Genomic DNA, 14,244 nt, shown 5'->3' with positions numbered 1-14,244 from the left:
GATATGTCTACAGAATGGCCCCTTTACGAAGTGTTTATCCGTGGTCAGCACGGCCTGTCACACCGCCATGTCGGCAGCCTGCACGCGACCGATGCCGAACATGCGATCCTGAATGCGCGCGATGTCTATACCCGCCGCAAGGAAGGGGTTAGCATCTGGGTGGTGCCTGCGGCTGACATTACCGCCTCGTCGCCCGATGATAAGGGCGCACTTTACGATCCGGCCAACGACAAGGTGTACCGCCACCCGACATTCTTCGATATTCCCGACGATGTGGGGGCGATGTGAACGTCACGGGTTTGATCCGGATGGGTGACAACACCCTCGTGCTGGGACAACGTTTGTCGGAATGGTGTGGGCATGCCCCCGCACTTGAGGAAGACATCGCGCTCGCCAACACGGCGCTTGATCTGATCGGACAAACGCAGCATTGGCTCGACCTTGCAGGCAAACGCGAAGGGCAGGGACGCACGGCAGATACGTTCGCCTACACGCGCGATGCATGGGATTTCCGCAATCTGTTGCTGGTCGAGCAACCCAATCGCGACTTTGCGGTCACGATGATACGGCAATTCCTGTTCGATACATGGCATCTTGAGGCATTGCGTGCACTGATCGATCATGCGGATCCCGACATCAGCGCCATCGCCCAGAAATCAGCCAAAGAGGTCACCTATCATCGCGAGCGATCCACCGATATCGTGATTGCATTGGGCGACGGGACCGAAGAAAGCCGTGATCGGATGCAAGGCGCGCTGGATCGGCTCTGGCCCTATGTGGGTGAAATGTTTGCGCAAGACGATGACGATCTGACAGATATGTCCGCACTGCGACAGGGGTTCGATTTATATGTCACTGAAACACTCTTTAAATCGACCCTAACAAGGCCGAATTCGGATTTTGCACATCACGGTGGCAAGACCGGCACACGCCATTCCGAACATCTGGGGCATCTGCTGGCCACAATGCAGGTTTTGCCCCGCAACTATCCTGATGCGACATGGTAACGACGCGCCCCTCGGTGGATCAGGTATGGGCATGGCTCGACCAAGTGCCCGACCCGGAAGTCCCGGTGATCTCACTTGTTGACCTTGGCATTATCCGCAACGTGACATGGCAAAACAATACGTTGGAAGTAACCGTCACGCCCACCTATTCCGGCTGTCCCGCGACATCCGTCATCAATCTGGAGATTGAAGCAGCGCTGCGGGCCAATGGGATAGAAAAACTGTCCCTAATAAGGCAAATCGCGCCCCCATGGACGACAGACTGGCTTAGCGACAACGGCAAAACCAAGCTGGAAGCCTACGGGATTGCGCCACCTCAAGCAGCGGGCGGTCCTCAGCACTGCCCGCACTGCAAATCAAGCGCCGTAGAGAAGATCAGCCAATTCGGCTCGACACCATGCAAGGCGCAATGGCGTTGCACCGACTGCCTTGAACCCTTCGATTATTTCAAATGTATATGACCGATTTTCTGCCCCTGACCGTCACCGATATCCACCGCACCATTCGGGACGCGGTGGTGCTAACGCTCAAACCCGAGGCAATGGATACATTTCGCTTTGTTCAAGGCCAATATCTGACGTTCAAACATGATTTTGACGGCATCGAAATACGGCGCAACTATTCGATCTGTGCAGGCGTGCAGGACAAGGCGCTTCAGGTTGGGATCAAGCGGGTCGAGGGCGGTGCCTTTTCAACCTTTGCCAACACGAACCTAAATGTCGGAGACACGCTTCACGCCATGCCACCCGCTGGCAAATTCTATACGGATATCGACCCTAACAAGGCGAAATCATACCTTTGCTTCGCTGGCGGGTCAGGGATCACACCGATCCTTTCAATCATCAGGACGACGCTCGCGCATGAACTCGACAGCACGATCACGTTGATCTACGCAAATCGCGCAGTACACACGATCATGTTTCGCGAAGAACTCGATGACATAAAAAACCGCCATATGGGGCGGTTTACCCTGATCCACGTGCTTGAGACCGGGCAGGATATCGATCTGTTCTCGGGTCGTGTTGATGATGAAAAATGCGCGGCCTTGTTCAAGTCATGGATCAATATCAGCTCCGTCGACACGGCGTTCATTTGCGGCCCAGAGCCCATGATGTTGACCATTTCTGCTGCGTTAGAGACGCATGACATGCCAAAAGATAACATCAAGTTCGAACTTTTCGGTGCAAGCCAACAAGGTCAACTGGCGCGGAAAGCGCTGAGCGCGCGCGCCCAGTCCAGCCCTGACACCACGACGCAGATAACCATCGACGGCACCACGCACAGCATTGAGATGGCCAAGGATGTTTCGGTGCTCAACGCCGCACTTGCCAATAACCTGGATGCGCCCTTTGCGTGCAAGGCCGGGGTGTGCAGCACCTGCAAGGCCAAGGTCACGCAGGGTGAGTACCAAATGCTCAGCAATCATGCCCTCGAAGACGACGAAGTCGAGGCGGGCTTTGTGCTGACCTGCCAATGCTACCCTCTCAGCGATACGCTGAGCGTGGACTATGACCAACACTAGGGGCTTTGCCATGCGAAACGTTCACAGCTTTGGCGCAGGCCAGTGGATTGCACCCGGTCCCGGCGCACGCCCCATCGAAAGCGCAATAACAGGCGATGTGATCGCGCAAGCCGGCAATGACACACTGGACCTGCAAGCCATGCGCGCTTTTGCCCGCGATGTCGGCGGCCCTGCCTTGCGCGCGATGACGTTTCACGACCGCGCACGCATGCTCAAGTCCATTGCACTGCATCTGCGTGACCATCGCAAGAGCCTCTATGACCTCAGCTTTGACACCGGCGCGACGCAGTCAGATCACCTGATCGATATCGACGGCGGCATCGGCACGATGCTTGTGTTTGCGTCCAAAGGACGGCGCGAAATGCCAGATGGGCGCGTGTATCTGGATGGTGGGATTGAACAGCTCGGGCGCGATGGTCAATTTATCGGCCAACATATTTGCACGCCTCTGCAAGGTGTTGCCCTGCACATCAATGCCTTCAACTTTCCGGTATGGGGCGTGCTTGAGAAACTCGCGCCGTCGCTGTTGGCTGGGGTCCCTGCGATCATCAAACCTGCCACTGCAACCTCTTATGTGACCGAAGCCTGCGTGCGCCTGATCATCGAAAGCGGGCTGTTGCCCAATGGCGCGTTGCAATTGATTGCAGGCGGAGTGGGCGACCTTTTGGATCACCTTGATTGCCAGGACGTCGTGACCTTTACCGGATCAGCAGATACCGCACGCACCTTGCGGGCCAACCCGAACCTACTGTCGAATGCGGTGCGGTTTACGGTGGAACAAGACAGCCTCAACGCCTCGGTCCTTGGCCTTGATGCAGCCCCTGACACGCCGGAATTCGATTTGTTTGTGCAGGAAGTTGGGCGTGAGATGACAACCAAGGCGGGGCAGAAATGCACGGCCATCCGCCGCATCATGGTGCCACAGGCACATGTCGATCCGGTCATCCATGCGTTGACCGATCATCTGGCAAAAATTACCATCGGCAACCCGCGTGAAGCTGCGACAGATATGGGCGCATTGGTCTCTAACAGGCAAAAAACGGACGTTCTGACAAAAGCAGATCAACTTGGTCAAGAGGCTGAACAGGTATTCGGCGACCCCGAAAATTTTGCAATGACGCAGAGCAAAGGCGCGTTTCTGCCGCCGATGCTGTTTCATTGCCCCGACCCGGACACAGCCCAAGCGGTGCATGATGTTGAGGCATTTGGCCCGGTCTCGACCATCATGCCCTATCGCGACCTTGACCATGTGGTGACACTGCTCGATCGGGGCAAGGGATCGCTTGTGGCCTCGGTGATCACGCGGGACGCGGATATCGCGCGCGATATCACCATGGCCTCTGCATGTTTTCACGGCAGGCTGTACTTCAACAACCGGGACTCATTGGCCGAGGCGACGGGCCATGGAGCACCACTGCCGCACATGACCCATGGCGGGCCGGGTCGCGCGGGCGGCGGTGAAGAGTTGGGCGGCATCCGCGCAGTCACGCACTATATGCAACGCACCGCGATCCAAGGCAGCCCCGACATCCTGAGCGGGATCACGGGCCAATGGGTCTCGGGAGCCGCAAAAACAACCGGCAAGCTGCACCCCTTTACGCGGCCTTACGCCGATCTCGCAATTGGCGACACGCTGGCATCTAAATCCCGCACGATCACGCTGGACGATATCGACACCTTTGCGCATTTCACGGGCGACACGTTCTATGCCCACATGGACGAGGATGGCGCACAGGCCAACCCATTCTTTCCGGGGCGGGTCGCGCACGGCTATCTGCTGCTCAGCTTTGCCGCGGGGCTGTTTGTACACCCCGATCCCGGCCCCGTTCTTGCAAACACTGGCCTCGACAACTTGCGGTTCGTGAAACCTGTGCAGGCAGGTGACAGCATCAAGGTCCATCTGACGGTCAAGGCCAAGACACCGCGCACGGCTGCCTATGGCGAGGTGCGCTGGCACGTCACGCTGACCAATCAAGACGATGAGGCGGTGGCCGAATACGAGTTGCTGACCATGAATGCCTGACAGTTACGCACGCACCATTCAAAGGCTGACGGAGTCCGGGTCCATTCGCGTCTGGTCCCTGCTTGTGACCATTTTTGGCGATCTCGCACCGGACCAACCGCTTGATGGGCCGACACTATCGCTGATCATGGCCCAGATCGGGATCAAACCCGAAGCCACGCGGGTGGCCCTGCACCGGCTGCGCAGTGACGGTTGGATCACATCTCAAAAGAATGGACGGATCAGTCAGCACAGTCTTACGGAAAAAGGGCAGCGGGACAGTGCAGCCGCGCAGCCACGCATCTATGGCAGACCCTCTGATATGTCCTCAACGGCGCTCCTGATTATGACGCAAACGGCACGCGCAGATCTTGACCCGACGCAGTTCGTGCAAGTGTCTGATCGTGTGTTCCTGTGCAACAACAGCACACCGATGCCCGCGGATGCCATGCAGCTTACCCCGACGGGTCTGCCAGATTGGCTTGGCCCGCAACACGAAAGCCCGGATCTGCGCGAGGGTTACCGGGTATTGCATCACGCGCTGCACGATATTGATCTGGACGGCCCATCACTTGCGCCTCTCGATATCGCGGTCTTGCGTGTCATGGTCGTGCATGCGTGGCGGCGACTGACGTTGAAACATGCCGATCTGCCGCGCACCGCACATTCCGCAAACTGGCACGGGCACGATTGCCGCGCACGTGTCACCGAGGTGCTGGACCGTTTCGCGCGACCCGCCCTTGATGCGATCAAGGCCCCCTAAACCACGCTTTCCCAACCCCGCGCCAACGGCTATAGCGGAGGCATGACAAACCATCTGCATATCTCCGACTTGCCTGATGACCTCGATCTGGGGCCGATCGTCGCCATTGATTGTGAAACCATGGGGCTGCACCCCCACCGAGATCGGTTGTGCGTTGTGCAACTGTCCGGCGGTGACGGACATGCCCATATCGTGCAGATCAAGAAGGGCCAGCCCACTGCGCCAAACCTGTGCAAGCTGCTGACCGATCCGGATGTGCTCAAGCTGTTTCACTTTGGTCGGTTCGATATCGCGGCGATGCAAAATGCGTTCGGCGCGGTAACCGCGCCCGTCTACTGCACCAAGATCGCCAGCCGATTGATCCGCACCTATACCGACCGGCACGGGTTGAAAAACCTGCTTCAGGAATTGCTGCAAATCGACATCTCGAAACAACAGCAATCCAGCGATTGGGGCGCAGACATCCTAAGCGATGCGCAACTGGAATACGCCGCATCGGATGTGCTGTATCTGCACAAGCTGCGCGATGAGTTGAACAAGCGGCTGGTACGCGAAGGGCGCATGGACGTCGCGCAGGCCTGCTTTGACTTCCTGCCGATGCGGGCCAATCTGGACCTGATCGGCTGGCCCGATACAGACATCTTCGCCCACTCATGACCAGTGCGACCCCTTTCATAGACACTGCACGCAGCGTGATCCGGACCGAGGCGGAGGCGTTGATGACGCTTGCCGACGCCCTTGACGATACGTTCCGCGCGGGTGTTGATCTGCTCTTGAACGCCAAGGGGCGGGTGATCGTCACCGGCATCGGCAAATCAGGTCACATCGCGCGCAAGATCGCTGCAACGCTCGCAAGCACAGGCACCCCTGCGCAATTTGTGCATCCGGCCGAAGCCAGTCACGGCGATCTGGGTATGGTCACGCGGACGGACGTGGTGCTCGCGATCTCGAACTCCGGCGAAGCGCCGGAGCTGGCCAATATCATCGCCTTCACGCGGCGCTTTGACATCCCGCTGGTGGGGATCACCACGGCACCAAACAGTGCGCTTGGCAGTCAATGCGATGTGGTTCTGCGATTACCTGATCTGGGCGAAGCCTGTGGAACCGGGGTTGTGCCAACCACCTCAACCACATTGACGCTGGCGATGGGCGACGCGCTGGCGGTCGCCATTATGAAACACCGCGCATTCACGGCCGAACATTTCCGCGACTTCCATCCCGGCGGCAAATTGGGTGCGCAATTGACCCGTGTGTCAGATCTGATGCACAGCGGTGCGGCGTTGCCATTGGTATCCGTTGACACATCCATGCCCGAAGCGTTGATCGAAATCAGCCAAAAGGGGTTCGGTGTCGTGGGGGTTTTGGACAGTATCGGATCGCTTGCCGGCATCATCACCGACGGTGACTTGCGCCGACACATGAGCAACCGCTTGCTGGACCTAACCGCACAGGACGTGATGACCAGATCGCCGCGTACCATTGACCCCAACGTCCTGGCGCAAGAGGCGGTCGGGATTATGAACGGTCTTACCGGAGAGCGGCCCGTAACCTGCCTGTTTGCACGTGATCCGGGCACAGATGGGCCGCCCCTTGGGTTGATCCACATCCACGATTGCCTGCGGGTGGGCCTGGGATAAAAGGCACGCATGGACCGCTATTCGCAGATCATTGCCTGGCTCAAAGTACTGCTGCCGCTGACTGCGTTGGCGCTGCTGTCCACTTTGTTTTTGCTGTCACGCACGATTGATCCGGTCGCTGACATGCCCTTTGCCGATGAAGAGATTGAGGAAAAGCTGCGCGGCCAACAAGTCACCGCGCCCTTCTTTTCCGGCACCACCGAAGATGGCGACCAAGTGTCGATCGCGGCCTCCGCCATGTCCACGCTGAGCGAGTTAGACAATGCAGTCACCGACATGTCGGCCCAGATCGACCTCGTCTCGGGCACGCGCGTGGTGTTGTTTTCGGACTCCGGGCGGTTTGACGTCAAGGGCGGTGCCTCCACCCTTGAAGGAAATGTCGTGATCACCACATCGACAGGGTACCGGCTGACAACCGACAGGTTGGACGCGGAATTTGACACCTTGGTGGTGGAATCACCTGGACCAATTGCCGGAACAGGCCCGCTTGGGGATCTTGATGCGGGCAAAATGCGGTTTGAACGGCGTGAGGGTGCAGAAAACGCCCATTTGATTTTCACAAACGGGGTGAAGCTGGTATATGATCCCAATAAGTCAGAAGAGTGATACAATCAGTGACGTTTTTTCGCGCATTTGCCTGCTTTGCCCTATTGGGCCTCACAACACCGCTATTTGCACAAGGCACGCAGGTTGCCTTTGGAACGATCCAGCAAGACACCTCGGCCCCGGTCGAGGTAACGGCGGATGAATTGAACGTAAACCAGGACACCGGGGCCGCGTTGTTCACCGGAAATGTGGTGATCGGGCAAGGCGAAATGCGCCTGTCCGCGCCGCGCGTATTGGTCATTTATCTTGAGGACCGGGCCGGTATCGAACGGCTTGAGGCCACAGGCGGGGTCACGGTCGTGTCCGGCCCGGATGCCGCCGAAGCGCAGCGTGCCGATTACAGCATCGACACTGGCGTGATCGTGATGACGGGCGACGTATTGATGACGCAGGGCCAAAGCGCCATCTCGGGCGACAAGGCGACAATCCAACTTGATGATGGGACTGCACGTGTTCAGGGCCGGGTCAAATCCATCCTGCAATCCGGTAATGAATAATGGCCAAGCCCAAGCTGACCGTTGCTGACGGCACGTCCGGACTCAAGATTTCGCACCTGCGCAAATCCTATCGCAAGAAACTGGTGATCCGCGACTTTTCGATGGAGCTGAGCCGGGGCGAGGTTGTCGCCCTGCTTGGACCAAACGGATCGGGCAAAACAACAACCTTCTATGCAGTGGCAGGCCTTGTCACACCCGAGGGGGGCACCGTCACACTGGATGGTGCAGATGTCACCATGTTGCCGATGTATCGGCGCGCCCAGATGGGAATCGGTTATTTACCGCAGGAAATGAGTATTTTCCGCGGACTTACGGTGCAGGACAACATCCTCGCCATTTTGGACATCACCGAACCGGATCGCCACAAACGACGCGAGCGGCTCGAAGAGTTACTCAGCGAATTCTCCATCGAACACATGCGGCGCGCCCCTGCGCTGGCCTTGTCAGGCGGGGAACGCAGGCGGGTGGAAATTGCACGATCACTGGCGGCGAACCCGAAATATCTGCTGCTGGATGAACCCTTTGCGGGGGTCGACCCAATCTCGGTCGGGGATATCCGCAACCTTGTGGCGGACCTGAAAAAACGGGGCATCGGGGTACTGATCACCGATCACAACGTGCGCGAAACGCTTGAAATTGTGGACCGTGCCTATATTCTGCACGACGGGCAGGTTTTGATGTCGGGCACCCCCCAAGACGTGGTGCAAAACGAAAATGTGCGTCGCGTCTATTTGGGTGAAAATTTTCGTATTCAGTAAGCGGACAGGCGCAGATCAGGTGCGCTTTTCATTGACAGGTCATGCCCTTTTGGCGTGCAATGGGGCATGGCTTTGATGCTGTCCCAGATCCTCATACGACACGCCGCGCGGTTTGCGTGCCGACAGGATCAGGCAACAGCCACGCCATTTCCGTTTATCTGACACTTGGTTTCGGATCACGCCCGCGTGGTCCGTTTTGGTGTCGGCACGGATTAAACTGAAGGAGAAAGTATGCAATACCAAATCAGTGGCAAACAAATCGACATCGGCGACGCATTACAGACCCATGTACGGGACGATCTGGGCACGGTTGTGCAGAAATATGCAGAACGACCCACAAATGCCAATGTGGTGTTTTCGAAGTCCGCCCATGAGTTTGTCTGCGAGGCGACGGTACATTTGTCGACCGGGTTGACGGCCCAAGCCAAGGCCCATGCCACTGAAATATATGCAGCTTTTGATGCCTGTTCCGAAAAGATGGAAAAGCAATTACGTCGCTACAAACGCCGCCTCAAGGACCACCACAAAGAGCGCGCGCAGCCGGTTGAACTCTCTGGCGCGTCCTCGTATATCCTCGCCTCTGATGCAGGGTCGGACGACTCAGAGCCCGAAAGCCTGCAACCGATCATCGTGGCCGAGATGGAAACCAACATCCCATCCCTGTCTGTTGGTGAAGCGGTGATGCAGATGGAATTGGTCGGGGCCCCAGTACTGGTGTTCCGAAAGGAAGGCAAAGACGGGCTAAACGTCGTATATCGCCGTGATGATGGCAATATCGGCTGGATAGACCCGTAAAAGCAGGGGCCTGTACGGGTCACCAATGATGAGAGCAGAATGGATTTTGGAACTCTTCTGAAACCCGAAGCGGTCAAGGTTGTCACCTCCGCCTCGTCCAAGAAACGGCTTTTGCACGAGATCGGCGATCTTGTGCAGGGAGCCTATGACATGCACGCGGGATTAGTCGTAGAATCGCTGCTGGCCCGCGAGGCGCTTGGACCAACCGGCGTGGGCCACGGCGTGGCGCTGCCACATGCGCGGATTGACGGCATTTCGAACGTGATCGGCGCATTTGTGCTGCTCGACAAGCCGATTGATTTTGATTCTGTGGATCGTCAGCCTGTCGACATCGCCTTTGCGCTGTTTGCACCGGAAGAGGCGGGTGTCGAACACCTCAAGGCGCTGGCCCTTGTGTCACGCACTTTGCGCGATCAGGGCGTATGCACGAAGTTGCGCGCGAACCCTGACGCCTCGACCCTGTTCGCCATCCTGAACGAAGCGCAACCGGCCCAGGCTGCCTGACAGATCGGCAGCTATCCCGACTGCCAATCCTCAAATCCGAACATAAGATAGTCGCGCCCATAGGCATTGCGCACCAACCGCTCTATTTCGGCGTCGTAAATATCGCTCAACGCATACGGACGGTCTGGTGTCGTGTCCGGCAATGCCGGTGCGGATGTGATCCCCGCCATCGCAGACAATTCGGCCAACTCATGGGCCAGTGTATCATGCCGCATCAGCCGATCCGGCAGCACAAACTCAGCAAACCCCTCGACAATTTTGACCTGACTGGCCCAATCAGGATCAACCCGCACCGCTGTTTGCCCGGCAAGATTGGGTTTCAAAAACTTCAGGAATGCGACGAAGGCGTCGCGATGCGCGGTCTTGTCATAGCTTGGATCATGCGGATCAGCAGGTAGCGGCAGTTTATACCGTTTGGCCAGTGTGCTGCGAATACCGCCATATGATCCCTTTTCAATGCTCAGAATACGATGGCAGAATACAGCGTGCGCCCGCGCAAGCGGGTGGCGCAGCACCGAAAACGCGCGATGACCGGAATGGGCACGCATCCAGTCCCGCAGATCATTTTGGGACAGTTTCGAACCGGGCTGCCCGCCCCGCCCCTTATCGAGCAGACGCAACCAATGCACCACGGGGTCCACTGGCCCCCCGCGGATCGGGAGGTACAAAAGCGGGCTTGTTTCACTCGCGAAATAGGTGGGCACCGCAGCACCACGGCGCGGTTCGAAATTGGGCGTGCGTGTCAGGTTGAAAGGATCGAGGCCAGACAGCGCCTCGGTCATCTGGCCAAAATTGCTGACCTTGTCAGACAGTGCACTTGGGTTTTGGACCTTGAGGTTCTTGTCCAGCGCCTCAAGCTCCGTTCCGACGCCCAGCCATTTGGACAGCCCGTTCATCACATCGACGTTCTGCAAATCCTCATAGGCGATATAAAACGCGGTCTGCCCGGACACTTGCAAACGGTTCAGCAATCTGACCTGAAACGCCTGCAAATCAGACAGATGGGCGGCGAACTCATCAGCCACAAACTCGGCTTTACCATCCTTGCGCGCCTTGGCATCCGTCAGCTTCCACTGGCCCGTCGCTATGGCAATTTTCCACGACACATAGCTGTCGACTGGGTTGCGGGTCAGCACGATTTTGGCGCATTTCGGGTCGTTCATGATGTGATCGAATATGCGTTCATCATGGTTGTGAAAGTACCGAAAGCCGCTCAATTCCGGCGTTTTCTTGATCGCCCGCAACAGATGCTTTGGGTCCGCATCGCGCGTTGCTTGATCAACCTCCAGAATATGGTCAACATTCGGATAGCCAATAAAATGCGGATTGAACGCCTCGCCGTGACAGGCGATCCCGTCAAAGGCGTTCAGGTTGGATTCCAGAAAATTCGAGCCTGTGCGCATCTCTGCGAACACAACAAAATAGTCGAATTGCGCCATGACCGATTATCGCACCAAATAGGGTTTGCGAGGGCGATCTTGCGCAGGTTCGTGACCGAGCGCCACCGGAAAATCACCCATCAAATAGGGGTGCATTCCTTGGTTCTTGAGGTTTTGGAGGAATTGACCAAAGCCGGTGAGGTCAACCATCTTAGGCACTTCAGCCAGCCGGCGGGTCTGTGTCTGGCCAATCTCGTCCAGAATGCCCTGCAACGGCTCCATCGGCGCTTCGATAAATTCGGCCATCGTCCAGATGCGAATCCGCGCCTTGGCATAGGGCGAGCGCAGCACGTCCAAATGGTCACTTTCGTTCTTTTGCAAGCGTGCGGCTTCCTTGCGGATATCAAGGAAATTTCGGTTCGAGCGGAAAAGCGGCACCGCCCACGCACCTGAAATCACCGACACCTGCGCATTGGGATCTTTTGCGATCCGCCAGATCACGTCCTGATTGTCAGCAGGCCCGTATTGAAAACACTGCCGCTCACCGCGCGTGTTCCAGATCAGGTTGGCCAGAAAGGCGTTGGCATTATAATCGCGCGCCTTTGCGCTGTTGCCCAGCGCGCCGTTCAATGTGGTTTGACCTTCGGCATATTCGACCGTCTCGGGATCAAAGATATGGCCATGTACGCGCGCCCCGGTCGCCTTGGCCAACCAAGGCTCAAAATTCTCGAAAATCTCGGTAAAGCCCTGAAAGGCCGAATAAGGGGCGGCGGTGACACCGTTTTCCCAATCTTCATTCGGAAACCGGCTTTGCATATACAGACCCGGCCGCCCGCGCGTGCGTCGCTCAACCGCTTTGGCAAAAATGCGGTCAATCTTGCCCGGGTTCGGCTCAGTCTGTTTCATCGCACCGGCAGGGTCGGTCAGAAACGCCTCATAAAGACGGTTCGCATGCGGCCAGATTTTGCGCGCCACGAAGCAATCCGAGCGGCGCAAAAGCTGCAAATGATCATCATAGAAAATATGCGGTTTGCCCTGAAAATCGAACTTGGACAGGGTCAGCGAGCGACTTTCGATATTGGTCGAATATTGGCGGGCCAGCGTTTGATAATAACTTTCATCCGGGATCCAGACCTGCCGGAAATACGCATCATGTTCGCGCCGGTCCGGACCCTGCAAAATCGCCGACAAGGTCTGCCGCGTCAGACACCACCATTGGCTGCCCATGTGAGGCACCAGCCCAGCCGGAACTTTCCGCTTCATCCTGAGTAAGCGTTGCAATTCAACATAACGATCGAACAACACCCGCTGCCGTTTCCAGGAAAACGGAAAGCGTAACGTGAACCGCTCGTGATCCAATCCGCTAACAGTCCACGGAACATCCGATGTGGTCGCACTTTCGATAAAGTCGGTGCGAGGGCGTTCAGCCAGATATTCCACCAACTCTTCGACCGGGCGCAGCGGCAGGCAGGATCCAGATGCCAGATAGACATGCCGCACATCACTGAACTGATCCAACATCAGTTCAGACGCGGCTTGGCTGGCTGCCACGATGCCCCATGTTCCCCATTCGCACCGATAGCGTCTTGAGAACTGAATTGCAGGCACATCCGCCAGCGCGCGAGTAAAGGCGACATAGGTCTTGCGCGGCACCGCCGCATCCACGTGAATGACAACCGGACAGCCGCCCGCCGCCCAATGCCGTGCAGCTTGTTCAGCGCGATCCAGCGCGGTGTGCACCAGCATGACAATCCCGACGGTCATGCCCAGTTCCCTTTGGACATAAGGCCTAAAATCTCAAGTTGGCGCCAATTGATGTACTTTTCGGACCACTTGCACCACAGATCGGGATCATCCCGCATTGTGTCGGCATAGGCCTTGTATTCCACCGACGCCGCATAGTGTTGCTTGCGCTCCAACTCCTCGGCGGCTTTGGTGTTGAAGGTATCAAGGAACTTGGCATGGAGCAGTACGCCCGACGCCTTTTCGCCCCCCCATTCGTCATAGACCTGATTCAGGCCACGCGGCAGCAACATGTGGGTCGAACTGACATAGGCATAGCGGCGATCCCATTTCACTAATGGGATCTTGTTCAATGCAGGTGCACGTTCCGGTTCGTTCGGAAAGAAGACGCGCGCACGCGGCCCACCTTGAATCCAAAGATTTCCAAACCGCTTATTGCGGGCGATCGTATAGTTGCCGCTGTCAAACCAGCTGGCAATCTCCATCGGGTTCTGCCCGGCCTGGTAAGGGTGTTCGTCCAGCCGCCCCTTGGGGTACATATCCAGCAGCATAGCGGAAAATGACTTGATCGACGACGCATCAAGCCAGTCGGTCAGCGCCCGCAGAGGCCGGGTGTCACAGAACGGGTAGACCAGAAATTCGTCCGGATCGACCACCAGATTCCAGTGGCTGTGGCCATATTTCATCTGCAACCAGTTCAACCAATCAACACCGAACCGCGCGCGTTTGTAGCTGCCCTTGGCCGACCAGACGGACACATCGGGTTGGGCCGCAAGATAATCGACGGACCCATCGGTACTATTATTGTCCACGATCAGGAAATGATTGATCCCCATCTCGCGGTAATATTCGAGGAAATATGGTAGCCGCACCAACTCGTTGCGCAGAGTGGAAAAGCACAGAAGGTCACTGGGCCGGATTTGTTCGGTGCGATTGACGACACGACCCAGTTCGCGTCGCTTGCGGAACGCACGAATGCGCCAGCGCTTGCGCTGAAGCCTCAGCCGATATGACTGCCAAGCGCCCAACCT

The 14,244-nt window shown here is 57.2% G+C and carries 16 protein-coding genes; 13 read left to right on the top strand and 3 right to left on the bottom strand.

The window, feature by feature from the left end:
- Positions 1-3: 3 nt before the first annotated feature.
- The 13 genes from paaB to Q0859_RS15645 all read left to right on the top strand — a co-directional run bounded on the left by paaB (position 4) and on the right by Q0859_RS15645 (position 10,091).
- A complete protein-coding gene (paaB, locus tag Q0859_RS15705; RefSeq protein ID WP_299152820.1) occupies positions 4-288 on the top strand; it encodes a 1,2-phenylacetyl-CoA epoxidase subunit PaaB in 285 nt (94 codons plus the stop codon).
- Positions 289-308: 20 nt separating this feature from the next.
- Positions 309-1,007, top strand: a complete 699-nt coding sequence (paaC, locus tag Q0859_RS15700; protein ID WP_299152817.1) for a 1,2-phenylacetyl-CoA epoxidase subunit PaaC — start codon at positions 309-311, stop codon at positions 1,005-1,007.
- Positions 1,001-1,468 carry a 1,2-phenylacetyl-CoA epoxidase subunit PaaD gene (gene paaD / locus Q0859_RS15695; RefSeq protein WP_299152815.1) on the top strand — a complete coding sequence of 156 codons (468 nt, stop codon included), beginning with the start codon at positions 1,001-1,003 and terminating at the stop codon, positions 1,466-1,468. Before paaC ends, paaD begins: the two co-directional genes overlap by 7 nt.
- Positions 1,465-2,529, top strand: a complete 1,065-nt coding sequence (locus Q0859_RS15690; protein ID WP_299152813.1) for a 2Fe-2S iron-sulfur cluster-binding protein — start codon at positions 1,465-1,467, stop codon at positions 2,527-2,529. Before paaD ends, Q0859_RS15690 begins: the two co-directional genes overlap by 4 nt.
- A 10-nt stretch (positions 2,530-2,539) precedes the next feature.
- Entirely contained in the window at positions 2,540-4,552 is a 2,013-nt protein-coding gene (gene paaZ, locus Q0859_RS15685) for a phenylacetic acid degradation bifunctional protein PaaZ (RefSeq protein ID WP_299152811.1), read from the top strand.
- The gene (locus Q0859_RS15680; protein ID WP_299152809.1) at positions 4,545-5,294 is read left to right on the top strand and encodes a PaaX family transcriptional regulator; all 750 of its coding nucleotides are present in this window, start codon (positions 4,545-4,547) and stop codon (positions 5,292-5,294) included. The genes paaZ and Q0859_RS15680 overlap by 8 nt, the downstream gene beginning before the upstream one ends.
- A gap of 42 nt (positions 5,295-5,336) precedes the next feature.
- Positions 5,337-5,951 (top strand): ribonuclease H-like domain-containing protein, encoded by a 615-nt coding sequence (locus tag Q0859_RS15675; protein WP_299152807.1) that lies wholly within the window; start codon positions 5,337-5,339, stop codon positions 5,949-5,951.
- Positions 5,948-6,931: a KpsF/GutQ family sugar-phosphate isomerase gene (locus Q0859_RS15670; RefSeq protein WP_299152806.1), complete on the top strand. Its 984-nt coding sequence runs from the start codon at positions 5,948-5,950 to the stop codon at positions 6,929-6,931. Before Q0859_RS15675 ends, Q0859_RS15670 begins: the two co-directional genes overlap by 4 nt.
- A gap of 9 nt (positions 6,932-6,940) precedes the next feature.
- Positions 6,941-7,537: a hypothetical protein gene (locus Q0859_RS15665; protein ID WP_299152803.1), complete on the top strand. Its 597-nt coding sequence runs from the start codon at positions 6,941-6,943 to the stop codon at positions 7,535-7,537.
- Positions 7,538-7,545: 8 nt separating this feature from the next.
- Complete coding sequence (gene lptA, locus Q0859_RS15660; RefSeq protein WP_299152800.1) at positions 7,546-8,034, top strand: lipopolysaccharide transport periplasmic protein LptA; 489 nt, start codon at positions 7,546-7,548, stop codon at positions 8,032-8,034.
- Positions 8,034-8,792 carry an LPS export ABC transporter ATP-binding protein gene (lptB, locus tag Q0859_RS15655; protein ID WP_299152798.1) on the top strand — a complete coding sequence of 253 codons (759 nt, stop codon included), beginning with the start codon at positions 8,034-8,036 and terminating at the stop codon, positions 8,790-8,792. Before lptA ends, lptB begins: the two co-directional genes overlap by 1 nt.
- Positions 8,793-9,023: 231 nt before the next feature.
- Entirely contained in the window at positions 9,024-9,587 is a 564-nt protein-coding gene (raiA, locus tag Q0859_RS15650; protein ID WP_299152796.1) for a ribosome-associated translation inhibitor RaiA, read from the top strand.
- A 39-nt stretch (positions 9,588-9,626) separates the two neighbouring features.
- The gene (locus tag Q0859_RS15645) at positions 9,627-10,091 is read left to right on the top strand and encodes a PTS sugar transporter subunit IIA (RefSeq protein ID WP_299152795.1); all 465 of its coding nucleotides are present in this window, start codon (positions 9,627-9,629) and stop codon (positions 10,089-10,091) included.
- A gap of 11 nt (positions 10,092-10,102) precedes the next feature.
- On the opposite strand, the gene Q0859_RS15640 is transcribed toward Q0859_RS15645, so the two are convergent.
- From Q0859_RS15640 to Q0859_RS15630, 3 genes are read right to left on the bottom strand one after another with little or no spacing between them, the layout of a single operon-like run.
- On the bottom strand, positions 10,103-11,530 hold the full coding sequence (locus Q0859_RS15640) for a sulfotransferase family 2 domain-containing protein (protein ID WP_299152793.1): 1,428 nt from the start codon (positions 11,528-11,530) through the stop codon (positions 10,103-10,105).
- A 6-nt stretch (positions 11,531-11,536) separates the two neighbouring features.
- Complete coding sequence (locus tag Q0859_RS15635) at positions 11,537-13,234, bottom strand: beta-1,6-N-acetylglucosaminyltransferase (RefSeq protein ID WP_299152791.1); 1,698 nt, start codon at positions 13,232-13,234, stop codon at positions 11,537-11,539.
- Positions 13,231-14,241, bottom strand: coding sequence for a glycosyltransferase family 2 protein (locus Q0859_RS15630; RefSeq protein WP_299152789.1), 1,011 nt, complete (start codon positions 14,239-14,241; stop codon positions 13,231-13,233). Before Q0859_RS15630 ends, Q0859_RS15635 begins: the two co-directional genes overlap by 4 nt.
- Positions 14,242-14,244: the final 3 nt, after the last annotated feature.

The organism is uncultured Tateyamaria sp. (assembly GCF_947497045.1).
In the GTDB taxonomy this organism is placed as follows: domain Bacteria; phylum Pseudomonadota; class Alphaproteobacteria; order Rhodobacterales; family Rhodobacteraceae; genus Tateyamaria.
This window is presented reverse-complemented; position numbering and strand designations above follow the sequence as displayed.